Origin of the sequence: Phyllobacterium sp. 22552 (genome assembly GCF_052044585.1) — a bacterium.
In the GTDB taxonomy this organism is placed as follows: Bacteria; Pseudomonadota; Alphaproteobacteria; order Rhizobiales; family Rhizobiaceae; genus Phyllobacterium; species Phyllobacterium ifriqiyense.
In genome coordinates, this window is the sequence record NZ_JBQENG010000004.1 from 559118 (window position 1) to 580347 (window position 21230).

The 21230-nt window shown below is 52.9% G+C and carries 20 protein-coding genes and 1 riboswitch; of the genes, 11 read left to right on the plus strand and 9 right to left on the minus strand.

Features of this window, described 5'->3' with window-relative positions; genetic code table 11:
* The first annotated feature begins 62 nt into the window (after positions 1 to 62).
* Positions 63 to 1229 (plus strand): MFS transporter, encoded by a 1167-nt coding sequence (locus tag ACTJI9_RS12935; protein ID WP_162802614.1) that lies wholly within the window; start codon positions 63 to 65, stop codon positions 1227 to 1229.
* A gap of 36 nt (positions 1230 to 1265) precedes the next feature.
* On the opposite strand, the gene ACTJI9_RS12940 is transcribed toward ACTJI9_RS12935, so the two are convergent.
* Both ACTJI9_RS12940 and ACTJI9_RS12945 read right to left on the minus strand, forming a co-directional pair.
* The gene (locus tag ACTJI9_RS12940) at positions 1266 to 2366 is read right to left on the minus strand and encodes a patatin-like phospholipase family protein (protein ID WP_440808436.1); all 1101 of its coding nucleotides are present in this window, start codon (positions 2364 to 2366) and stop codon (positions 1266 to 1268) included.
* Positions 2366 to 3145, minus strand: coding sequence for a 3-hydroxybutyrate dehydrogenase (locus ACTJI9_RS12945; protein WP_440808439.1), 780 nt, complete (start codon positions 3143 to 3145; stop codon positions 2366 to 2368). The genes ACTJI9_RS12940 and ACTJI9_RS12945 overlap by 1 nt, the downstream gene beginning before the upstream one ends.
* 201 nt (positions 3146 to 3346) lie before the next feature.
* On the opposite strand from ACTJI9_RS12945, the gene ispG reads away from it, so the two are divergent.
* Positions 3347 to 4597 (plus strand): flavodoxin-dependent (E)-4-hydroxy-3-methylbut-2-enyl-diphosphate synthase, encoded by a 1251-nt coding sequence (ispG, locus tag ACTJI9_RS12950; protein WP_163025355.1) that lies wholly within the window; start codon positions 3347 to 3349, stop codon positions 4595 to 4597.
* 8 nt (positions 4598 to 4605) lie between these two features.
* Here the strand turns inward: ispG and ACTJI9_RS12955 are convergent, their stop codons facing one another.
* Positions 4606 to 5523: a polyprenyl synthetase family protein gene (locus ACTJI9_RS12955; protein WP_440808441.1), complete on the minus strand. Its 918-nt coding sequence runs from the start codon at positions 5521 to 5523 to the stop codon at positions 4606 to 4608.
* A gap of 230 nt (positions 5524 to 5753) precedes the next feature.
* Between ACTJI9_RS12955 and mtgA the strand changes: the two genes are divergently transcribed.
* The 3 genes from mtgA (at position 5754) to ACTJI9_RS12970 (ending at position 7264) form a co-directional block, all read left to right on the plus strand.
* Positions 5754 to 6413 carry a monofunctional biosynthetic peptidoglycan transglycosylase gene (mtgA, locus tag ACTJI9_RS12960; protein ID WP_162802612.1) on the plus strand — a complete coding sequence of 220 codons (660 nt, stop codon included), beginning with the start codon at positions 5754 to 5756 and terminating at the stop codon, positions 6411 to 6413.
* 177 nt (positions 6414 to 6590) lie between these two features.
* Complete coding sequence (rpmF, locus tag ACTJI9_RS12965) at positions 6591 to 6773, plus strand: 50S ribosomal protein L32 (RefSeq protein WP_008121851.1); 183 nt, start codon at positions 6591 to 6593, stop codon at positions 6771 to 6773.
* A gap of 86 nt (positions 6774 to 6859) precedes the next feature.
* Entirely contained in the window at positions 6860 to 7264 is a 405-nt protein-coding gene (locus ACTJI9_RS12970; protein WP_115054288.1) for a hypothetical protein, read from the plus strand.
* Between the two features lie 6 nt (positions 7265 to 7270).
* Here ACTJI9_RS12970 and ACTJI9_RS12975 read toward each other — a convergent pair whose 3' ends face one another.
* Together ACTJI9_RS12975 and phaR are read right to left on the minus strand one after the other, a co-directional pair.
* Positions 7271 to 7552 (minus strand): cupin domain-containing protein, encoded by a 282-nt coding sequence (locus ACTJI9_RS12975; protein WP_336440437.1) that lies wholly within the window; start codon positions 7550 to 7552, stop codon positions 7271 to 7273.
* A gap of 26 nt (positions 7553 to 7578) precedes the next feature.
* On the minus strand, positions 7579 to 8190 hold the full coding sequence (gene phaR / locus ACTJI9_RS12980; RefSeq protein ID WP_337354249.1) for a polyhydroxyalkanoate synthesis repressor PhaR: 612 nt from the start codon (positions 8188 to 8190) through the stop codon (positions 7579 to 7581).
* Positions 8191 to 8446: 256 nt separating this feature from the next.
* Here phaR and ACTJI9_RS12985 point away from each other — a divergent pair, with 256 nt between their 5' ends.
* The 6 genes from ACTJI9_RS12985 (at position 8447) to ACTJI9_RS13010 (ending at position 15857) form a co-directional block, all read left to right on the plus strand.
* Entirely contained in the window at positions 8447 to 9631 is a 1185-nt protein-coding gene (locus ACTJI9_RS12985) for an acetyl-CoA C-acetyltransferase (protein WP_115054285.1), read from the plus strand.
* Positions 9632 to 9747: 116 nt separating this feature from the next.
* A complete protein-coding gene (locus tag ACTJI9_RS12990; protein ID WP_440808446.1) occupies positions 9748 to 10473 on the plus strand; it encodes a beta-ketoacyl-ACP reductase in 726 nt (241 codons plus the stop codon).
* A 390-nt stretch (positions 10474 to 10863) separates the two neighbouring features.
* Positions 10864 to 13878 (plus strand): helicase-related protein, encoded by a 3015-nt coding sequence (locus tag ACTJI9_RS12995; RefSeq protein ID WP_440808448.1) that lies wholly within the window; start codon positions 10864 to 10866, stop codon positions 13876 to 13878.
* Positions 13879 to 13882: 4 nt separating this feature from the next.
* Positions 13883 to 14299: an RNA-binding S4 domain-containing protein gene (locus ACTJI9_RS13000; protein WP_115054759.1), complete on the plus strand. Its 417-nt coding sequence runs from the start codon at positions 13883 to 13885 to the stop codon at positions 14297 to 14299.
* A gap of 260 nt (positions 14300 to 14559) precedes the next feature.
* The gene (gene fdxA, locus ACTJI9_RS13005; RefSeq protein WP_115054282.1) at positions 14560 to 14898 is read left to right on the plus strand and encodes a ferredoxin FdxA; all 339 of its coding nucleotides are present in this window, start codon (positions 14560 to 14562) and stop codon (positions 14896 to 14898) included.
* A gap of 344 nt (positions 14899 to 15242) precedes the next feature.
* Complete coding sequence (locus ACTJI9_RS13010) at positions 15243 to 15857, plus strand: CarD family transcriptional regulator (RefSeq protein WP_336440439.1); 615 nt, start codon at positions 15243 to 15245, stop codon at positions 15855 to 15857.
* Positions 15858 to 15908: 51 nt separating this feature from the next.
* Here ACTJI9_RS13010 and ACTJI9_RS13015 read toward each other — a convergent pair whose 3' ends face one another.
* The 4 genes from ACTJI9_RS13015 to thiB form a co-directional block, all read right to left on the minus strand.
* On the minus strand, positions 15909 to 17342 hold the full coding sequence (locus ACTJI9_RS13015; RefSeq protein WP_307280939.1) for a M48 family metalloprotease: 1434 nt from the start codon (positions 17340 to 17342) through the stop codon (positions 15909 to 15911).
* A 198-nt stretch (positions 17343 to 17540) separates the two neighbouring features.
* Entirely contained in the window at positions 17541 to 18284 is a 744-nt protein-coding gene (gene thiQ, locus ACTJI9_RS13020) for a thiamine ABC transporter ATP-binding protein (RefSeq protein ID WP_440808451.1), read from the minus strand.
* Positions 18277 to 19908: a thiamine/thiamine pyrophosphate ABC transporter permease gene (gene thiP, locus ACTJI9_RS13025; protein ID WP_440808453.1), complete on the minus strand. Its 1632-nt coding sequence runs from the start codon at positions 19906 to 19908 to the stop codon at positions 18277 to 18279. Before thiP ends, thiQ begins: the two co-directional genes overlap by 8 nt.
* 5 nt (positions 19909 to 19913) lie before the next feature.
* A complete protein-coding gene (gene thiB / locus ACTJI9_RS13030) occupies positions 19914 to 20927 on the minus strand; it encodes a thiamine ABC transporter substrate binding subunit (protein WP_440808454.1) in 1014 nt (337 codons plus the stop codon).
* A 45-nt stretch (positions 20928 to 20972) separates the two neighbouring features.
* A riboswitch (TPP riboswitch) is annotated at positions 20973 to 21084 on the minus strand.
* Positions 21085 to 21230: the final 146 nt, after the last annotated feature.

Consider the following 21230-nt stretch of genomic DNA (forward strand, 5'->3'; position numbering starts at 1 on the left):
ACAGGAAATTAAATCGATTTAAAAATTCGGGCGACCGCAATTTTCGTATGGCAGTGAAATCAATGGATGCTTCTGTTTATCGCAAACGTGCCGTATATGGCCGTTGGGCTGTTGCCTGCGCGTTTTTCTTCAATGGTTTCCTCGTCGGCAGTTGGGCACCACAAATACCAGTATTCATGACGCGTTTGAATATTAGCGAATTTACGCTCGGTCTGATGATATTGATTTTCGGAGTTGGCGCGCTCGTTGCCATGCCTTGGTGCGGCTATCTGATAGGCAGGTTTGGTTCGCGTGCCGTGGTTAAAGGCTTTGCCTTCTTTTGTTCGTTTTCGCTTCTTCTGGTTGCCTTAGCGCCGAATCTCATCACCGCAGCACCGGCGCTCTTCCTTTTTGGTGCCGTCATTGGCGCCATGGATGTTGCGATGAATGCCAATGCAGTTGAGGTCGAAAAACAACTATCGCGTGCCGTCATGTCATCCTCGCATGGTTTTTGGAGTCTTGGCGGTTTTGCGGGAGGTGCTCTCGGCGGCTTCCTCATCGAAGCGCAGGGACATTTGATCCACGCAATTGTGGTGACGGCGATTGCAATTGTTCTGGGACTGGTGGCGTTCCGGCATATGATCACTGAAGATAAACCGGTCGTTCATGAAAAGCAGAAGCTCTCCTTCCCCACCAATCCGCTGATTTATCTTATTGGACTGATGGCCTTGTTCTCCATGGTCCCTGAGGGATCGGTTCTCGACTGGGCCGCCCTCTATCTGCAGCAGGAAAAAGGGGCGGATATAGCAACCGCCGGACTCGCATTCGCTGCATTCTCGGGCACAATGTCAATTATGAGGTTCCTTGGCGATGGCGTGCGTAACCGTTTTGGCGCTGTGAGAACCTTGCGCATCTCCGCTCTCATTGGCGCTTCCGGACTTTTGGTCGCGAGCATTGCACCGACGCCATGGATAGCAATTCTCGCCTTTGCATTTTCGGGCCTCGGCATTGCAAATATGGTACCGATCGCCTTTTCCGCCGCAGGCAATCAACCGGGCACATCATCCGGCATAGCGCTTAGCATGGTAACGCTGATGGGCTATTCGGGAATATTGGTTGCGCCTTCAGCGATCGGATTCGTCGGTGGACGCACAGGTTTCGGCCCTATCTATATGGTGCTTGCCGCGCTGCTCATCGTCGTTTTTCTGATGGCTAACCTTGCCGCTACCGCCGATCGGGCAAAGAATTAGAGCAAGTTTGTTTATGAAACCTCGCCAAAAACTGCTCTAGGCGGCTGGCGTTTTGCGCTGAATGAGGAAGTCAGTAACCCGTCTGCCAGGCTTCTTCTTCTTCAAGCCAATATTCATTTCCGGCGCAAGCTCATCTGAAAGGTCGAGTGTTTCGTGTTCGCCGATTGCGTCGAAATGTTCTTCAAGCCAGTCTTCGGCCGCTGCCCGGCCAAGATCGCGAAGATATTCGAGAAATGCCCATTCCGCATTGATTTTGGATGAGGCCGAAAGGCCTGCCAATGCTTCGTCCGCATCAATCCTGTGCATGCGAATGTTGCGGTATTCCCCATGCTCGATTCTGCCCGCTTTGATCAGCGAGTTGACAAAGGCAATTGAGCGGAACTCCCGTAGAAGCGCGGCATTGAAGGTAATCTCGTCAATGCGATCGGTAATATCGCGGGCCGTCTGCGGTGTTCCCCTGCGCTCGATAGGATTGATCTGGATCAGGAGTACATCTTCACTGGCGCCGGAATAGAAAAACGGAAACAAGGCCGGGTTGCCACCATAACCACCATCCCAATAGGGTTGGCCGTCAATTTCCACAGCCTGGAAAATATAGGGAAGACATGCGGATGCCATGATGACATCGGCATTGAGCTCACTCTGTGAGAAAACCCGCAATCGTCCGCTTTCGACATTCGTCGCAGAAATGAAAAGCTTAAGCGCCGAACAGGCTTTCACCCGTTCGAAGTCTATTTCTTTCTCCACCAGATCGCGAAGCGGGTTCAGATTGAGCGGATTGTATTCATAAGGCGAGAACATCCGGGTGATATTCTCGAAAATATTGTAACCAATGCCGTTTTCGACAGACCAATTGCCGAAGAAGACATCCCATGGCGTGCGTTGCACAGGGCTGAAGCGCCCGCTACGACCAACCGCCCGCCAGAACTCGTGAAGCTTGGCCCGCGCGCCTTCGGGACCATTTTGTGACCATCCGTCGGCAAGTGCTACGGCATTCATGGCACCGGCGCTGGTGCCGGAGATGCCTTCAATAGTCAGCCGGCCGTCTTCAAGAATGCGATCAAGAACGCCCCAGGTGAAGGCCCCGTGAGAACCGCCACCCTGTAAGGCAACATTGATGGTTTTGGGCTTGGCCATTATGCAGCAGTCCAACCGCCATCGACAGATATAGATGTTCCTGTAATCTGTGCGGCGGCATCACTGGCCAGAAACACGACTGTAGCACCGATCTGGTCTACCGTCGCAAACTCCTTGGTTGCCTGTTTCTCAAGCATAACGTCGCGAATAACGGTTTCACGATCCATGTTATGCGCTTTCATTTGGTCGGGAATCTGCGCTTCGACTAAAGGAGTAAGTACATAACCGGGGCAAATCGCATTGCTGGTGATATGCTGTTCAGCAACTTCGAGCGCGACAGTCTTGGTAAAGCCGATGACACCATGTTTGGCAGCAACATAGGCGGATTTGAAAGGCGAGGCACGCAGCCCGTGAGCGGATGCGATATTGATGATCCGGCCCCAGCCAGCCTTCTTCATATGGGGTAAGGCGGCGGCAGTGGTGTGGAAGGCAGATGTCAGATTGATCGCAATGATGGCATCCCATTTTTCAACGGGGAATTCATCGACCGGGGCAACAAACTGAATACCAGCATTATTTACCAGCACATCGACAGTGCCAAATTTCTCGGCTGATTTTTCGACCAGCGCGCGGCAGTCGGCGCCATTGGACATGTCGGCCTCGATATAAACAACACCAGTTGAGTATCTTTCGGCAAGTTCCTGGGCGAGTGCATGGTCTTCTGGCCGGTCGGTAAACGAATTTATCACGACATTATAACCCGCCGCCGCAAGCGCATGTGCTGCCCCAAGGCCAATGCCTGAATTCGAACCGGTAATAATAGCTGTCTTTTTGGCCATGATTTAAGCTTCCTGAACTGCAATAGGTTTCTGCGACCCGTGCGGGGAATATATTGCATTGCAGCAAAATTACTAGATTGCGATCATGAACACTTTGTCATGCGGTTTTTTTGCCAGCCATTGGGGCAATAGGCTAATGTTGCTTGGTGTTGACAAATGGCCGTGTCTGCGCCACCTGAACAGCATCTTTGGAGCTTGATGATGTCCGACTATATTTCGCAACCTTTTGCCCGGCGCTCGTCGATTGGTGTCGATGTGGGCGGCGTTATGGTTGGCGGCGGTGCCCCGGTTGTCGTTCAGTCCATGACAAACACCGATACAGCGGATGTGGATGGAACTGTTGCACAGGTTGCCGCGCTATCACGTGCGGGTTCGCAGATTGTGCGCATTACGGTAGATCGTGATGAATCCGCTGCGGCTGTTCCACGTATTCGGGAGAGACTCGATCGGCTTGGCTTGAATGTGCCACTTGTCGGGGATTTTCATTATATCGGGCATAAATTACTGGCCGATCATCCGGCGTGTGCCGAAGCATTGGCAAAATACCGGATCAATCCCGGAAATGTGGGCTTTAAAGATAAGAAAGATGCGCAATTCGGTGCCATTATCGAAATGGCAGTCCGCTATGACAAGCCTGTGCGTATTGGCGTTAATTGGGGATCGCTCGATCAGGAACTGCTCACAGTCCTGATGGATAAAAACAGTGAGGCAGGTTCGCCGCTGACAGCCGAAGCCGTTGTGCGCGAGGCGATTGTCCAGTCTGCCTTGATCTCATCGCAATTGGCGGAAGAAATTGGTTTGCCGCGCTCAAAGATCATTCTTTCGGCGAAGGTGAGCCAAGTCCAGGATTTGATTGCTGTCTACGCTGAGCTGGCACGCCGATGTGACCATGCATTGCATTTGGGGCTAACTGAAGCTGGCATGGGAACAAAGGGCATAGTGGCTTCATCAGCCGCCATGGGCATTCTCTTGCAGCAGGGTATTGGCGATACGATACGCATTTCATTGACACCCGAGCCTGGCGGAGACCGTACGCGGGAAGTACAGGTGGCGCAGGAACTGCTGCAAACCATGGGCTTTCGTCAGTTTATTCCCATCGTTGCTGCCTGTCCCGGCTGCGGCCGCACAACGTCAACAGTATTTCAGGAGCTGGCGCAGTCTATTCAAAGCGATATCCGGACAAACATGCCGATCTGGCGCGAGAAATATCCCGGCGTTGAAGCTTTGAATGTGGCCGTCATGGGCTGCATCGTCAATGGTCCTGGCGAATCCAAAATGGCTGATATTGGAATATCGTTGCCCGGAACCGGTGAAACACCATCCGCACCAGTGTTTGTCGATGGCAAGAAAGTTGCGACACTACGTGGTGCAGGCATCGCTCAAGAATTCCAGAAAATGGTTGCAGATTATATCGAAAATCGATTTGGACAGGGCAGCCAGGCCGCCGAATAGCAAGGCTGCTAGTTCTTCCGCTCGGCAATAAAGCGCGCTGCTTCCTTTAAAAGCCCGGCCTTCTCGCCGAAAGGTTCAAGCAAAAGCTGCGCTTGCTCGACAAGACCTGATAGCTGGCGCTTCGTCCATTCGATCCCATGAATGGAAACAAGTGTGGCTTTGCCGGCTGCCACATCCTTCCCTGTCGCCTTACCCATATTGCCAGCATCTGAAGTCACGTCCAGCAGGTCGTCGGCAAGTTGGAATGCCAGGCCGATAGCAGAGCCATATTCGGCAAGGCGTTCGCGCTCGCGCTGGTCAGCATTGCCAATAATGGCACCAGCTTCACACGCAAACCTGATAAGGGCTCCGGTTTTCATTGCTTGAAGCCGAATGATACCCTGCTCATCAGGCTTCACTTTTTCAGCTTCCAAATCAAGCGTCTGACCGCCTGTCATGCCGCCAATTCCTGCGGAACGCGCCAGCTCTGTTATGAGCGAGAGGCGCGCCTGAGCGCTGATTTCGGTTGCCTCGCTTGCGACGAGTTCAAAGGCATAAGTCAGAAGGCTGTCACCGGCAAGTATCGCTGCGGCTTCATCAAATTTACGATGAACAGTGGGCTGTCCCCGGCGCAAATCATCATTGTCCATAGCAGGCAGATCGTCGTGAACGAGCGAATAGCTGTGGATGCATTCCAGCGCTCCTGCAACCCGCAAAGCCGCCGAATTGTCGGCGCCAAACAATGCTGCGCTTTCCATGACCAGAAAAGGCCGAAGCCGTTTTCCGCCGTTGAGAACCCCATGTCTCATTGCCGCGAGCAATCTTGGTGGGCGCGTAATCTCACCGCTCTGCGGACGGTCGGATAAGAGCTCTGACAGCAACATCTCCACAGATGCTGCCCGTTGCTGCAAACTTAGCTGAAAAAGTGAGAAATCATTATCGTGCATGGTTGCCCAATGACCAATAAATGGTCTTTTGGTCAAGCATGAGATAAATTTTCTGCTCAATTGGCAAATGCTATGCAGATTCTTGCAGAAAGAATTCCCTTCTTCTTCCCGATGCTCTATGTCCGTGGTGGCAATTCAAGCGGAAGGTCTACGTGGCAAGGGTTTTGGTCAGAAACAAGCGGGGCAGGGGATATCTTGTCGATCCGGGACGCTCGCCTTTAGGGCGCATCATGCGCTATGTGATTCTGATCGGCATTGTATTGGTGATGCTGCCTTTAATTCTGCTGTGTTTGTACAGATTGCCCTTTGTCCATCCGATTTCCACCTTGATGGTCAAAGACCTCGTGACGTTCTCCGGTTATGACCGTCAGTGGGTTTCCATTGACGATATATCGCCAACCCTCGTCAATTCAGTTATGATGTCCGAGGATGCCAAGTTCTGCTCGCATGCCGGTGTTGATTGGGACGCATTAAATTCGGTCGTGTCCGATACAATCGATGGGGAGCAAACGCGAGGCGCTTCGACCATTCCAATGCAAACTGCGAAAAACCTGTTCTTGTGGAACAGCCGCTCATTTATTCGCAAAGGGCTGGAAGTTCCGCTGGCAGTCATGACAGATCTGATACTGCCTAAACGGCGCTTGATGGAGATTTACCTCAATATTGCAGAGTGGGGGCCGGGGATTTACGGAATAGAGGCTGCGGCACAGCACCATTTCAATACCAGCGCCGCAAAACTATCTGCACGTCAGGCCGCCTATCTCGCGGTCACGCTTCCTAATCCTATTATGCGAAACCCGGCTAAACCTGGCCGTGGCTTGCAAATGCTGGCAAGGGTGAATGAGCGGCGCGCGCGGGCCGCAGGAGCCTATGTCGGATGCATCGGTTAGGCGTCAATAGCGGTCAAATGCCTCGTTTAACAGCTTCATGACAAAAAATATGAGACTCATGCTGGTCAAAAGCTCTTTGGCGGTGTATAGCCCAGCCGAACTTTCCGGATTTTTGTCCATTGTGACAGGCTCAGTTGGGCCAGTGCCGGATTTTGACTGATTACTGGAGCTGGAACAATGGCTGTACCTAAACGAAAAACTTCTCCGTCGAAGCGCGGCATGCGCCGTTCCGCTGACGCGTTGAAGGCACCGACTTACGTCGAAGACAAGAATTCAGGCGAACTGCGTCGCCCGCATCACGTCGATCTAAAGACCGGCATGTATCGTGGCCGTCAGGTTTTGACGCCTAAAGAAGGCTGATCTTTCCTTCGAAAGCATGCTAAAAGGACCGGCCATGTGCCGGTCCTTTTATTTTGGGGCCAGCGGCTTTTGTGGGAGATTGCTTCGTGATTTCAAATATACCGTTGATGATCGTGCCGCTCATTGTTTTCAATCTGGTTATTGCCGGATTGGCTGGCATTGGTGGCGCTGATCCTTGGGCTACCCAGCTTTATTCAATGCAGATGCTGTCAGGTGGCAATTGGGTCATGACGCTCGGCGACCTGATGATCGTTTTGTCGCTCGCGCTTCTGTTCTTTGAGATCATGAAGTCAACGCGCACGAGCAATGCCTCAGTTGTCGATCATCTGCTCTCTACATTTGTGTTTGTGGCGTTTCTCGTAGAGTTTTTGCTCGTGCCAAGCGCTTCGCACTCACTCTTCTTCATTCTTATGGCGATGGCGTTTTTTGATATTCTTGCGGGCTTCACCGTATCTCTTCGGTCAGCGGGCCGCGACGTGAATTTTCGCTAGAAGCGGCTACTTCAGCTCTATTTCAATGAAGGCGTATTCGCCTTCATTGGCGTTTACAACATCGTGTTCCACGCCCTCGGATCGAAAATAGGGAACGCCCTTCTTCATCTCGGCTATTGATTCTCCGTCTTTGGTGAGGAGTTTCACTTTTCCGTCCATCAATGGCACGACAACGTAGTCATGGCCATGACGATGCCAGCCGGTATTATCCCCAATGTCAAACCGATATTCGGTTACAATGACTTTTTCATTATCGATGAAAACGGTTGCTTTGGCTGACCCGGTCATTCTTCCTCCCGCACGTGCTTTGAAAATTATTTGTCGAGAGAATCCAGTTTGCGCTGCATCGCTGCGATCTGCTCTTTTAGTTCATTCAACCCGGATGTATCGGCCGGTTTCTCAGTGGCGGAACTTTCGTCCGCCTCAACCGCATTCGTGGACTTGTTGAGCGGAAACGGGGTGAACATCTTCATCGCGTGCTGCAGCATCTCAGTGTTCCGGCGCACCTGCTCCTCGACCAGTTTAATCGGCGTGCTGACATTCATCATATCAATCGGCGACTTGCCAAAAGCGGTTGTCAGCTGTTCCCGCATGCGCTCCTGTTCCTTGGCAAAGGCAGACATGGATTGTTCGAGGAAAGTTGGAAGTACGACCTGCATCTGGTCGCCGTAGTATGCAATCAGCTGGCGAAGAAAAGGGATGGGAAGCATGTTCTGCCCATCCTTGTTTTCCAATTCAAAAATGATCTGGGTCAGGACGGAATGAGTAATGTCCTCACCTGTCTTGGCGTCTTGCACCGTGAAATCCTCATTACGCTTAACCATGCCAGCCAGGTCCTCAAGCGTCACGTAAGTGCTTGTGCCGGTGTTGTAGAGACGTCGATTAGCGTATTTCTTGATGATGATTTCGCCGGTCTTCGCTGCCATTACTTAACTCCCCAAGCATATCCCATTGCCGAACTCACGCGCCAGCTTGACGGTAGAAATAAAGGATAGGGGCAAAGCGCATCATTTCAAAGTGTTTTGTGCACTGCATACAACCGGTTACACCCAAACTTATGCTGCACTGCGGGAAGGATAAATCTACTTCTAGCTGGATTGGGCCTTGTCAAATGTACGAAGGGAGGGAATTCTGTTCGGCAGAAGTATTTTGAATTGAGCATTAAAAAATGAGGAAACGTTTATGACCCAATCCATCGTTATCGCCAGTGCAGCGCGCACCCCGGTAGGCTCTTTCAATGGTGCATTTGCCAATGTGCCCGCGCATGAGCTGGGGGCAGCGGTTATCAAAGAGGTGCTCAGCCGCGCTGGGGTTGATGGTGCAGACGTGGATGAAGTGATCATGGGTCAGGTTCTTGGCGCGGGCGAAGGGCAAAATCCGGCGCGGCAGGCCGCGATGGAAGCAGGAATCCCGCAGGAGGCTACAGCTTGGGGGTTGAACCAGCTTTGTGGCTCCGGTTTGCGGGCTGTCGCCTTGGGCATGCAGCAAATCGCCACCGGCGATGCCAACATCATTGTCGCTGGCGGACAGGAATCCATGTCGATGGCGCCCCATTGCGCCCATTTGCGCGGAGGCGTCAAAATGGGCGACTTCAAGATGATCGACACCATGATCAAGGACGGTTTGACTGACGCGTTTCATGGCTATCACATGGGCATTACTGCGGAAAACATCGCCCGGAAATGGCAGTTGACGCGGGAGGAGCAGGATAATTTCGCCTTGGCCTCTCAACACAAGGCTGAGGCTGCGCAAAAAGCCGGACGATTCAAGGATGAAATCGTGCCCTTCACCATCAAGACCCGCAAGGGCGATGTGGTCGTTGCCGATGATGAGTATATTCGTCACGGCGCAACGCTGGAGTCGCTGTCGAAGCTGCGCCCGGCCTTCGATAAAGAGGGAACAGTCACCGCCGGTAATGCATCGGGGCTGAATGATGGTGCCGCGGCTGTTGTCCTCATGAGCGAGGACGAGGCAAAGCGCCGTGGCATCACGCCATTGGCGCGCATTGTTTCTTGGGCAACGGCAGGTGTTGATCCGGCCATTATGGGAACAGGGCCAATTCCGGCCTCACGCAAAGCACTGGAAAAGGCTGGCTGGAAGGCAGAAGACCTTGATCTTGTAGAAGCAAACGAAGCCTTTGCGGCCCAAGCCTGCGCGGTCAATAAGGATCTGGGTTTCAACCCGGATATCGTCAACGTCAATGGTGGGGCGATCGCTATAGGCCATCCAATTGGTGCCTCCGGTGCGCGTGTGTTGAATACATTGCTTTTTGAATTGAAGCGGCGCAACGGGACCAAGGGTCTTGCCACACTTTGCATTGGCGGCGGTATGGGCGTCGCTCTCTGCGTCGAACGCATCAAGGAATAAACCAAATTTTGCCGGCTCTGCGCTTAGCGGGGTCGGCGTTTCTGCGGTGCGTCGTGCACTTCACACTTGTGATTTATTGACTGCATTTACGAGAGATTATTTCAGGGAGGGGAAACATGACAAAAACAGCTATCGTAACCGGTGGTACGCGCGGTATTGGTGCTGCAATCAGCATCGCTTTGAAAGATGCAGGCTACAAAGTCGCAGCAAGCTATGCAAGCAATGATGAAGCGGCAAAAAAATTCAGTGATGAAACCGGTATAGCGACCTATAAATGGGATGTGTCGAGTTACGAAGAATGTACAGCCGGTATTGCCAAGGTGGAGGCCGATCTGGGACCCATTTCGGTGCTCGTAAATAACGCCGGTATCACGCGCGACGCTATGTTTCACAAGCTCACACCAGGGCAGTGGACGGATGTCATCAATACCAATCTGAATGGCCTGTTTAATATGACTCATCCGCTCTGGACGGGGATGAGAGACCGCAAATTTGGACGCATCATCAACATATCGTCGATCAACGGGCAAAAGGGTCAGGCTGGACAGGTCAATTATTCGGCTGCCAAGGCGGGCGATATAGGATTTACAAAGGCACTGGCACAAGAGGGTGCACGGGCTGGCATTACTGTCAATGCGATCTGTCCCGGTTACATCGGAACGGAAATGGTGCGTGCAATTGATGAAAAGGTTTTAAACGAGCGCATCATCCCGCAGATTCCGGTCGGTCGTCTTGGCGAGCCTGAAGAGGTGGCGCGCTGTGTTGTTTTCCTGGCCTCAGACGAATCCGGTTTCATAACCGGCTCAACGCTCTCAGCCAATGGCGGACAATATCTGAGCTAAGACCGTTTTTACTGCAGGCGCTCTGCCGGCTGGAGAATACAGTCGGCAGAGGTGCTTGACTCTTGGTAAAAACTGATAATTCGCGGCGATGCGCAAAAGTTAATTTTTTTGCGCGATGTGGGCCTCCAACAAGTTGAGTGATTCAGCATGTAGTGATTATGCTTGGAAAAAATCTATATATCGCCGTGAACAAATCGGGAATATGAGCCTAAAGCTGATTCGTAGCCGATTCGTTCTGCTCGCGTTCTATTTCTTAACGGTATATTCCGTGAATCGATTAATGATTGTTTATCTGGATTGAGCCACTTACGTTCTGTAGATGCTGAGAATGCTGTTTGGATGAACGCCAAACTTTGGTTTGCTCATTTGGGCGGTACTGGATTGTAGTTGATGAACCTTATGCCCAAGACCGAACTGCCTCTCACACTGACTGGCCGCGATGTTACGGCAGTTTTGGGGCCCACAAACACTGGCAAGACTCATCTTGCGATTGAGCGCCTGCTCGCGCACCGATCCGGTATGATCGGTTTGCCGCTGCGGCTTTTGGCGCGCGAGGTTTATAATCGTGTCGTGGAGCGAGCAGGCATTGCCAATGTCGCGCTGATTACCGGCGAAGAAAAAATCAGTCCGCCTGGCGCCCGTTATTCAGTTTGCACCGTAGAGGCCATGCCGCGCCATACGGATATGGATTTTGTTGCCATTGACGAAGTTCAGCTTGCCAACGATCTTGAGCGTGGCCACATTTTCACGGATCGCATTCTGCATCTCCGCGGGCGTCAGGAAACAATCCTCCTGGGCGCTGCAACGATGCGTGGCATTCTAGAGAAGCTTTTGCCGGGCATATCCGTGGTTACACGGCCAAGATTGTCCAATCTCGCCTATTCCGGTTCGAAAAAGATTACCCGCCTGCCACCGCGCACGGCGATTGTGGCTTTCGCGGCGGAAGAAGTCTATTCAATCGCGGAATTGATCCGGCGGCAGAATGGTGGCGCTGCGGTGGTCATGGGAACGCTAAGCCCACGAACGAGAAACAAGCAGGTGGAGCTTTATCAGTCCGGGGATGTGGACTATCTGGTGGCAACCGATGCCATTGGCATGGGGCTCAATCTCGACGTGGACCACGTTGCGTTTGCACAGGACCGGAAATTTGATGGATATCAGTTCCGCGATCTTTCACCGGCAGAAATCGGTCAGATAGCCGGGCGAGCCGGGCGCCATTTGCGTGACGGAACATTTGGCGTGACGGGCCATGTGTCAGGTTTCTCCGAAGCGCTTGTTCAACGTGTTGAATCCCATGCTTTCGATGCAGTGAAGATTTTGCAGTGGCGGAGTGCTCGTTTTGACTATTCCAGCCTCGATGCGCTGAAGCGCTCCATTGACACTCCGGCACCGATTGATGGTCTGACCAGAGCTCTTCCGGCGGTTGACCAGCAAGCTTTGGAGTTTCTTTCGCGTGATCCCGATATTGCTCCACTCGCAAATGCGCCCGAACGTGTAGCACTTTTATGGGACGCCTGCGCCTTGCCGGATTATCGCAAGATTGCACCGGCGCAACACGCTGACATCATTGCGTCCGTATATACTGATCTTGTTGAAAAAGGTCATGTGAACGAAAATTATATGGCAGAAGAGGTTCGGCGCGCTGATTCCATTGATGGCGATATCGACGCTCTTTCGCGGCGTATAGCCCAGATCAGAACGTGGACATTTGTGTCTCATCGACCCGGTTGGCTGGCAGATCAGGCACATTGGCAAGAAAAGACGCGTGAAATTGAGGACAGATTATCCGATGCACTGCATGAACGGTTGACGAAACGCTTCGTAGACCGCAGGACAAGCGTGCTTATGAGGCGCCTGAGAGAGAATACAATGCTAGAAGCCGAAATTAGCCCTGCCGGGGACGTTGTTGTCGAGGGGCACCATGTTGGACGATTAGACGGGTTCCGTTTCACTGCGGATGCTCAAGATGATGGAGCGGACGCCAAGGCGATCAAAGCTGCAGCGCAAAAAGCGCTGGCGGCAGAGTTCGAAAATCGCGCTGAGCGGTTTTCGGCATCCGCCAATGGCGATTTTGCTTTGGCGTCAGATGGGACGCTGCGCTGGATCGGTGCGACTATTGCTTCCGTTGTATCCGGAGAGCAAGCGCTCAAGCCGCGCGCCGTATTGCTGGCTGATGAGCAGCTCACTGGCCCGGCTCGCGACAAGGTTGCCGCGCGGGTTGATCGCTTTCTCAACCACCATATAGACACGGTGTTAAAGCCGCTTGTTGATCTTGCCAATGCGGATGCGCTGGTCGGAATCACGAAAGGTCTTGCCTTCCGGCTGGTCGAAAACTTCGGTGTTTTGCAGCGCCGCGATGTTGCAGAAGAAGTTCGCGGGTTGGATCAGGACTCCCGGGCAGCCCTGCGCCGTCTCGGCGTGCGCTTCGGGGCGTATCACGTATTCTTGCCGGCTCTACTTAAACCGGCTCCCGCTGGTCTCTTGACGCTGCTCTGGGCGCTCAAAGAAGATGCCAAGGACCGTCCCGGGTATGGCGACGTCGTTCAGGTATTGTCCGCAGGCAGAACCTCTGTGGTGACCGATGCAAGCTTTGATCCCGCATTCTATCGTCTGGCAGGATATAGATTGCTTGGTCGCAGAGCTGTCCGCATCGACATCCTTGAACGTCTGGCGGATCTCATCCGTCCTGCGCTGGCCTGGAAGCCCGGCACGGGCACTCGTCCCGATGGCGCCTATGACGGATCACGCTTTCTGGTAATCCCAGCCATGATGTCGATCCTCGGTGCAACTGCCGATGATATGGAGGAGATCCTCAAAAATCTTGGCTATCGTCAGGAAGCCGTTGAACCTTCGATTGTTGCTGCCAAATTGGCGGAGCTAGAAGCGGTCGCAAGTGCTGCACCAACGAAAGAGACTGCAGTGCCTGCTGCAGAACCGGTTGGTCCGGGGTTTGCAAATGCGCCAGTGGTGCAAGCTGTAGCCAAACCATCCCAGCCGACTGCTGAAACAGCAACGCCAGCGGTGCCGGAAGAAGCACCAAAGCCAATTCTCTTGTGGCGTCAGGCACGTTTCGATAATCGCAATAATCGTGGAAATCACGAGAAACGCGATCATCAGCGCGGTGGGCAAGCACGAAACGGCCAATCTGAGCAGAGAGCTGCCCAGCCCAACCGCCCGGCTGCGCCGCAGAATGAACGTGGTGAACGCAAGGAACATTTCCGGGGCAAAGGCAAGCCCGCAGGCAATGAGCGCTTTAAACAGGATGGCGCGAAACATGGCGGAAAACCACAGGGACAACATAAGGCTCCAACCAAGCGTCCCGAGCGTGAGGAACGTCCAGTTAAAATCGACATGGACTCGCCTTTTGCCAAGCTGCTCGCTTTGAAGGAACAAATGAAAAAATAAAATGATGGCAGAGGCCGATAACGAAGGAAAGAAAGGACGGCGCATTGATAAATGGCTGTTCTTTGCGCGGGTGGTAAAATCCCGCTCCCTTGCGGCCAAGCTGGTATCCAGCGGGAATGTCCGTCTAAACAAAGTGAAAATTGATCAGCCATCGCAGAATGTCAAAGTAAGCGATGTGCTGACAATTTCCTTGGACCGTCGTGTCCTGGTTTATGAAGTTGTTGCGGGTGGAGAAAGGCGCGGGCCAGCTGAAGAGGCGAAGAAACTCTACAGGGATCTGTCTCCGCCGCCCATGCCGAAAGAAATTAGCCGTCTGGACGCTTTGCCAAAGCGTGATGCCGGCAGCGGCCGACCAACAAAAAGGGAGCGCCGGCAAGTTGATCGTTTGATGCAGGGCAAAAACGATGATTCCAACTCATAATGTGGCCAACGTTTAATCGAAATAAATTTTCTCGGTTTTGACCTAAGTAGAGTACACTATACCGATAATACACCATTCGCCGGGAATGAATTGCTTGTTTGCGCTTGTTGAAGATGCGAACAATGCGATCAAAGGCTCGCCGGTAAACCAACGCCCGCGTTCTGGTGCCGCAGTCTTGTTCTTACCTCTTGTCAGTTTGGCAGCAAATCGTTACCTCACGATTGTACCCCGCTGATCGTGGTGTCTTCTGGAGCCAGTAAATGACTTATGTTGTGACCGACAATTGCATCCGCTGCAAATATATGGATTGCGTTGAGGTCTGTCCGGTCGACTGTTTTTATGAAGGTGAAAACATGCTCGTCATTCACCCGGACGAATGTATTGACTGCGGTGTTTGTGAACCTGAATGTCCAGCGGAAGCCATCAAGCCGGACACTGAGCCAGGTTTGGACAGCTGGTTGCAGCTGAATGCCGAGTATTCCGAGAAGTGGCCCAATATCTCCACAAAGGGCGACGCCCCGTCGGATGCCAAGGAAATGGACGGTGTGGCGGGCAAATTCGAGAAATTCTTTTCTCCGGAGCCCGGCGAAGGCGATTAATAGCCCAGGAATCAGACTTGGCTAAACTGGAGTTGGTGCAATAAGCAAGGCTTTGAGCCCCATTTTTTGAGCAATTGCAGCAAAAATTTGATTCTACGCGGTTTTCATGTTATGGTGCTGAAATATGTTGATCATTGGACGTCAATTTCGTGGCGCTAAAGTATAAATCACCACTTGGCTAGATTTTTTTCGGACGCAACAGTTCAGGGTATGCTTGTTTGTCATTCAGCCCAACTGATCCGTCCGGATTGCTTTTGCGCGACACTATTGACGACCGACAAACCGGGTTCCGGTTTCCAGTGGTTGGTTTAACCGGTGCGTTTTGCCGGGCGCAGCAGGGAGTAATGAAGCGCATGACAGTAGTTCCGCAGAAAAAAGCCGCCCAGCGTATTGGATTTAAAACGGGCGAATTTATTGTATATCCGGCACACGGCGTTGGTCAAATTGTCAATATTGAAGAACAGGAAGTTGCGGGCCACAAGCTTGAACTGTTTGTTATTGATTTCCAGAAAGACAAGATGCGTCTGAAAGTGCCAGTTGCCAAAGCAACAGCCATCGGCATGCGGAAACTTTCTGAAACTGATTATGTAGAGCGCGCATTGAAGGTCGTCCAGGGACGGGCCCGTATCAAGCGCACCATGTGGTCTCGCCGCGCGCAGGAATATGATGCGAAAATCAATTCAGGCGATTTGATTTCGATTTCGGAAGTTGTGCGTGATCTATTCCGTGCCGACAATCAGCCGGAACAGTCTTATTCAGAACGCCAGCTTTACGAGGCAGCACTTGATCGCATGGCTCGTGAAATTTCCGCCGTCAACAAGATGTCAGAAACCGAAGCTGTCCGTCTTATCGAGGTAAATCTCGCTAAGGGTCCTAAGCGCGGTGCTAAGGCAGATGATGCTGAGGCAGAAGTTGAAGCAGATGTAGTTGCTGAAGACGAGCAGGAAGAGGCAGCATAAGAGCTGTCTTTCTCGCCAAAATACAGCCCGGCAGCGATGCCGGGCTTTTTATTATTCGCTGATAAGCTTCACCTTGTCGCCGACGGATACGGTTCCGCCGGGCGGCATGGCGTTGATCAGGCGAAAGAGGTCAAGCTTGCGGTCTGTACCCAGGATTTTACTTGAAAGTGATGAAAGAGTATCGCCCGGCTTTACTGTCACAACGCGGATGCGTAAAGGCTTTATGGCGGCTTTCTCTTCAGGCGTCAGGAGCTTGAAGCTCTGAACAACCGTTTGCGAGGCGGGTATTAGCGCTGAGCTTCCTGCTGGAGCCGCAGTCAGGAAGCGATAAATGCGATTACCGGCATTGATCACGAAAATATCAAACTCCCAGCGATCGGCCTTTGCCTTGGCGCTGGCCGCAGGCATGCCGTTAAAGGTCGTAGCGGTAACGCTGGCGTCGACAAGCCCGGTCACCCAGCCGCTGCGCATGTAGTCGGTCATTGACGGATTGCCGGATATTTGTGTCCCATCAAACCGGACGGCTACTTCTCCCGGGCCCGTCGCCATAACGGCATCGGCGCTGTTGTCGATGGTGAAGCCTTCAGGAACAGTGAAGCTCACGCCCAGAAGTGGATGGACGAAATTGCGGCCCCGCACATAGCCTTCTTCCGGCGTATCGCCATATAGGATGCCGTCTATACCCTGCAGGAACGATTCGCGGTCGGTCGTGCCAACGCCGGGGGCACCGATACGGCGGGCATGCCCACGCGCAAGTTCAATTCGCTGCGGTGCCGAGGGGTGGCTGGCAAGGAAATCGAGGCTGGCATCGGTAGCGCCAGACACGTTACGGAAATCAGCATAGGAAGCCATGGATTGCAGGAAACGTGGCGCAGCAAATGGATCATAACCCGCTTCGCCAATCATCTTGATGCCGATCGCGTCGGCCTGAAGTTCCTGATTGCGTGAAAACTGCGCCATCCGCAGCTTGCCGCGGATCAAGGCTTCCTGTCCGGCGGTGTCGCCCTGCAGAACTTCCGATACGACGCGTCCGGCAATAACGGCTTCCTGTTCGCGCTGCTGGCGCTCTATACCGTGATTGGCGATTACGTGGCCCATTTCGTGAGCAATCACGGCGGACAGCTCCGCGCTGTCATTGGCGAGGGCGAGGAGGCCGCGGGTGACATAAAGATACCCGCCCGGCAAGGCAAAGGCATTGATGTTGGGCGAGTTGAGAATCGTTATGCGATAGGTGTGGGTCGGGTTGTCCGAAACCGTTGTCAGATTGCCAACGACTTTGGCGACCATGCGCTCCAGTTTTGCATCCTTATACTCGCCGCCATAGGTCGCGAGAATACGGGGATGCTGCTCAGCGCTAAGTTTGGCGAGCCGGTCGTTCTTATTAACATTGTCTACCGTGACCGGGTTCGATGACGGGCCAAGCGCCGCATCTTCCTTGCTAATATTCAGCACTTGGCAACCTGAGAGAAAGGCAAGCATCAGCATGAGCTGCGCCGGCTTTCTGCCCTGCTTAGCTGCTTGAAACCATCCTGTATTCAAGGGAGACGTGTGCGAACCCAGAATCATATCCTTTTTGTATTAAGCGCCAGGAGACTCGTATGTCTTTGTTCTTGCTAGCCCGATGTGCGGCCCGGAGCAAGAATTTCATTGTTTTCCTGACCGGGGCAAGGCGTCGAAAATATGTCAAAGACCAGACTCTTTGCTACCGAGGTAATTTCGCAACAGGGCATGGCCATCGTCTGACAGAAGATCCTTGGCCGGGCCGGAAGCAGCAATGTGCCCATTATCAACGAAGATCAGCGTCGATGCCAGCCGCAAAGCGTCGTCGGGATGATGCGTGACCATGATAATTGTCATTCCGGTTTCTTTTTGAAGATTCTCAATAAGTTCCAGCATTTCGTGACGCAAAGCAGGGCCAAGGGAAGCGAAAGCTTCATCCAGAAGCAATACGGGACGGTTGCGCACCAATGCGCGGGCGATTGCCACGCGCTGACGTTCTCCCCCGGAAAGAGCCTCGGGCTTCCTTCCCTCTTTTCCGGCAAGCCCGACTTTCCGAATCGCTGCCTGAATTTCCACTTTGTCGACTTCATCAAGCCTCAAATCCGAACGGCGGCCCAATCCGACATTGGACATCACATCCAGATGGGAAAAAAGATTATTGTCCTGAAACACCATGGAGACTGGACGGAGCGATGGCGGAAGACTGGTCACGTCAACCTCATTGATTAGTACCGAGCCACCAACGGGCTTCTCGAACCCGGCGATGAGATTAAGCAGCGTCGATTTTCCCGATCCGCTCGGGCCGATGACGGCGGTTATTGTGGAGGCTTGAATGGACACATCAAAGTGCATTGCCATGTCCCCATAGTCGAAACGCACGGCGTTGAGACGAACAGAGACGCCATTTGTCTTTGCGGGCTTAGCCATTTGCACTGCTGTCCCTTTTGGCCAGTCGAATTGCGCCTCTATCGGCGATGATCATGAGAATGAGGCACAGCGCAGCAAGAATTAGTGCCAACCCGGCGGCGTCGGCGGTACGATAGCTTCCCATGCGTTGCAACAGCAAATAGGGCAGGGTCAGAACGGTGTCGTTGCCAAACAGGGCAATTGTTCCGAGATCACCGAGGGACAAAGCCATGGCAAACGCAAAGGCAATGCCGAGCGGATGTTTTAAAATTGGCCAATCGATAATTCGGAGCCGGCTCCAACCCGCAATGCCCAATTGCTCGCACAGTCTGTTGTGGCGGCTTGCCGCTGTATCCCATGACGGTCGAAGAATCCGGAACGCAAAAGGGATGGCCATAGCGGCATTGACGCATATTACCATGAAGGGTGCGAGGCTGAATGGATCGACAAAGTGGCGGGAAAGAATGAACCATCCCGCACCAATGATGATAGGCGGCACCACTATGATCAAGCTCGCGCCAAGATCAAGCGAGCGCTCAAATACTCCAGCTCTGGCGTAGCGCCGCCGGGTTGCCAAAAACTCCCGCGCAATCACAAGACTAAGCGAAATTATTAGTGAAAGTGCGGCGGCGATTGCACCAAGAACAAGACTGGTGACAATTGCGCGCCAGACGGCCGTTTCGGACAGGAGACGGGTAATATCTGCCGACAAGCCGGAAATGACAGTGCCTGCCATGGGCAAGGCGACGAACAGAAAACCGGATATAATCAGAACAATGTTCCATAGTCTTTGCGGCAATGAAGGCATGTCGAAGCGGCGGGTCGTGGTACGCAAGCTGAAGCCTTCTTCTGTCGGACGCCCAGCGAGCGATAGAAGGCCGAGCACGATAATTGTCAGGCAAAGCTGAAGAAGCGTCAGGGACACCGCTCTGGCTATATCAAAATCGAAATGAAGCGACTGGTATATTGCAACTTCGAGTGTCGTGGCGCGAGGCCCTCCGCCGAGTGTCAGCACCACGGTGAATGAAGTAATGCACAGCATGAAGATCAAGCCAGCTACACCCGATATACTGCGTAAAATGACCGGCCATTCGATTAATTTGAACTGTGTCCAGTTGCTCATCCCCAATTGTGAGGAGAGTTTCCAATAATCTTCGGGAATGGAATCCAGACCTGAGAGAATGAGCCGTGTGGCCAATGGCAAATTGAAAAATACATGGGTGAGAAGAATGCCCGTCAGCCCGTAAATATCGGGAACCAAATCAAGCCCCAGCCATCCGAGGATAGCAGCCAGCAAACCGTTTCGTCCGTAAATGCTGGTGACACCGAGCACGGCAACGAGCGCTGGCAGCGCCAGAGGCAAGGCAAACAGACGCAGGAGCATTGCGCGTCCCGGAAAGCTCTGCTGTGCATGCAGTGCACGGGCAAGTGGGATGGCAAAGCCGACAGAAAGCACCATGGAAAGGAGCGCTTGAAGGATTGTGAAGCGTGCAATCCGCCAAATGTAGCTGTCAAAAGTAGCAAAGCCCTCCGTGCTTCCACGGAAAGCTTCAATGGCGAGACTGAGGAGAGAGCCGCCCGCCAATATGCCCAGAAAGGCGAGAGCGAGACCTCCCGCCAAGGGTTTCATCGAAGAGGCGGCCATCTATGCTACTTGCTCATGGCTTCAAGCCACTCGTCGATCCAGGCTTTGCGATTTTTCGCCACTTCTTCAGATGTGAAAGTCAGTGTCTTTGCTGGCTTTACCAATGTGTCAAAGGCTGGATTGAGCGGATTTGAGGTTTTAGCTGCAGGATACATCCAATTGTTTTCGGGAATGGTATCCTGAAATGCTGTGCCGGTAACAAATGTCAAAAACTGCGCAGCAAGCGGGTTCTTGGCTCCGTTTACAGTTTGCGCTGCAACCTCGACCTGCAGGTAATGTCCTTCATCGAAGGATGCTGCCTTGTACCGATCGGTTTTGTCCGCGATCAGATGATAAGCGGGCGACGTAGTATAGGAAAGCACCATGGGCGCTTCACCTTTGGTAAAAAGCCCATAGGCTTCTGACCAGCCGGGCGTGACGGTTAAAACGCGATCCTTGAGTTTGGCCCAGGCTTCACCGGCCTTGTCGCCGTAAACTGATTTCATCCATAATACGAGACCAAGGCCCGGCGTAGACGTGCGGGGATCTTCAATAACGATCTTCTGCTTCGGATCGCCCTCAACCAAATCCTTCAGACTAACCGGTGCGTCTTTGACTTTCTCTGTGTCATAAATGACAGCGAAGTAGCCATAATCATAGGGAACGAAAATGCTGTCCTTGAAGCCGCCAGGAATGTCGATAGCAGTCGTATCGATGCCATGCGGCGCAAAAAGTCCGGTTTGCTGAGCTTCAAAAGTCAGGTTCGTATCCAGACCGAGAACAATATCCGCCTTTGTCGATGCGCCTTCAAGCTTCAGACGGTTAAGCAGCGCAACGCCATCGGCGACTGCTACAAAGTCAACAGTACAGGTGCATTGCTTCTCAAAGGCTTCTTTGACTTTTGGCCCTGGCCCCCATTCAGAGGTAAAGCTTTCATAGGTGTAGACTGTCAGCTTGCCATCCGCATTTGCTGGGCTGGAAAGGCCAAATGCCAATGCGCTGGAAACAAGGGCAAATTTCATAAATTCGAGTGGCTGCATAGGCGCCTCCTAAAGTTGAATTTCAAAAGGATAGGTGCGCCGGCTTGTGAAGCCGCATCTAATCCCTCCGCCGGTACAAACCGGATCAGGTTCCGCGGGTTGACTGGATTGGTTCCAGTCTCTCAGCCTGTTGATGCAGGCACCCCGTTAGAGCAAGGCCAGATTAGTGACTGTGTCCTGCCAACGCAAGCGCCCATCGCCTAGCTGGTTGTTTTTGTTATGCCTTCCCCTTGCCACGCCCGCTTTCCGCGTCTGGCTATTGCTTGGTGGGAAAGACGGGCGGTCATCGAAGCGCGTCTTTGT

Excerpts from the sequence above, each read along its gene's own strand:
- ACTJI9_RS13010 (WP_336440439.1), top strand. The coding sequence starts at position 15,243 with ATGAAGCGCATGACAGTAGTTCCGCAGAAAAAAGCCGCCCAGCGTATT.
- ACTJI9_RS12995 (WP_440808448.1), top strand. The coding sequence starts at position 10,864 with ATGAACCTTATGCCCAAGACCGAACTGCCTCTCACACTGACTGGCCGC.
- ACTJI9_RS12985 (WP_115054285.1), top strand. The coding sequence starts at position 8,447 with ATGACCCAATCCATCGTTATCGCCAGTGCAGCGCGCACCCCGGTAGGC.
- fdxA (WP_115054282.1), top strand. The coding sequence starts at position 14,560 with ATGACTTATGTTGTGACCGACAATTGCATCCGCTGCAAATATATGGAT.
- ACTJI9_RS12955 (WP_440808441.1), bottom strand. The coding sequence starts at position 5,523 with ATGCACGATAATGATTTCTCACTTTTTCAGCTAAGTTTGCAGCAACGG.
- ACTJI9_RS12990 (WP_440808446.1), top strand. The coding sequence starts at position 9,748 with ATGACAAAAACAGCTATCGTAACCGGTGGTACGCGCGGTATTGGTGCT.
- mtgA (WP_162802612.1), top strand. The coding sequence starts at position 5,754 with ATGCGCTATGTGATTCTGATCGGCATTGTATTGGTGATGCTGCCTTTA.
- ACTJI9_RS12940 (WP_440808436.1), bottom strand. The coding sequence starts at position 2,366 with ATGGCCAAGCCCAAAACCATCAATGTTGCCTTACAGGGTGGCGGTTCT.
- ACTJI9_RS12945 (WP_440808439.1), bottom strand. The coding sequence starts at position 3,145 with ATGGCCAAAAAGACAGCTATTATTACCGGTTCGAATTCAGGCATTGGC.
- ACTJI9_RS12975 (WP_336440437.1), bottom strand. The coding sequence starts at position 7,552 with ATGACCGGGTCAGCCAAAGCAACCGTTTTCATCGATAATGAAAAAGTC.
- thiQ (WP_440808451.1), bottom strand. The coding sequence starts at position 18,284 with ATGGCTAAGCCCGCAAAGACAAATGGCGTCTCTGTTCGTCTCAACGCC.
- ACTJI9_RS12935 (WP_162802614.1), top strand. The coding sequence starts at position 63 with ATGGATGCTTCTGTTTATCGCAAACGTGCCGTATATGGCCGTTGGGCT.
- ispG (WP_163025355.1), top strand. The coding sequence starts at position 3,347 with ATGTCCGACTATATTTCGCAACCTTTTGCCCGGCGCTCGTCGATTGGT.
- phaR (WP_337354249.1), bottom strand. The coding sequence starts at position 8,190 with ATGGCAGCGAAGACCGGCGAAATCATCATCAAGAAATACGCTAATCGA.
- thiB (WP_440808454.1), bottom strand. The coding sequence starts at position 20,927 with ATGCAGCCACTCGAATTTATGAAATTTGCCCTTGTTTCCAGCGCATTG.
- ACTJI9_RS13000 (WP_115054759.1), top strand. The coding sequence starts at position 13,883 with ATGGCAGAGGCCGATAACGAAGGAAAGAAAGGACGGCGCATTGATAAA.
- thiP (WP_440808453.1), bottom strand. The coding sequence starts at position 19,908 with ATGGCCGCCTCTTCGATGAAACCCTTGGCGGGAGGTCTCGCTCTCGCC.
- rpmF (WP_008121851.1), top strand. The coding sequence starts at position 6,591 with ATGGCTGTACCTAAACGAAAAACTTCTCCGTCGAAGCGCGGCATGCGC.
- ACTJI9_RS13015 (WP_307280939.1), bottom strand. The coding sequence starts at position 17,342 with ATGCTGATGCTTGCCTTTCTCTCAGGTTGCCAAGTGCTGAATATTAGC.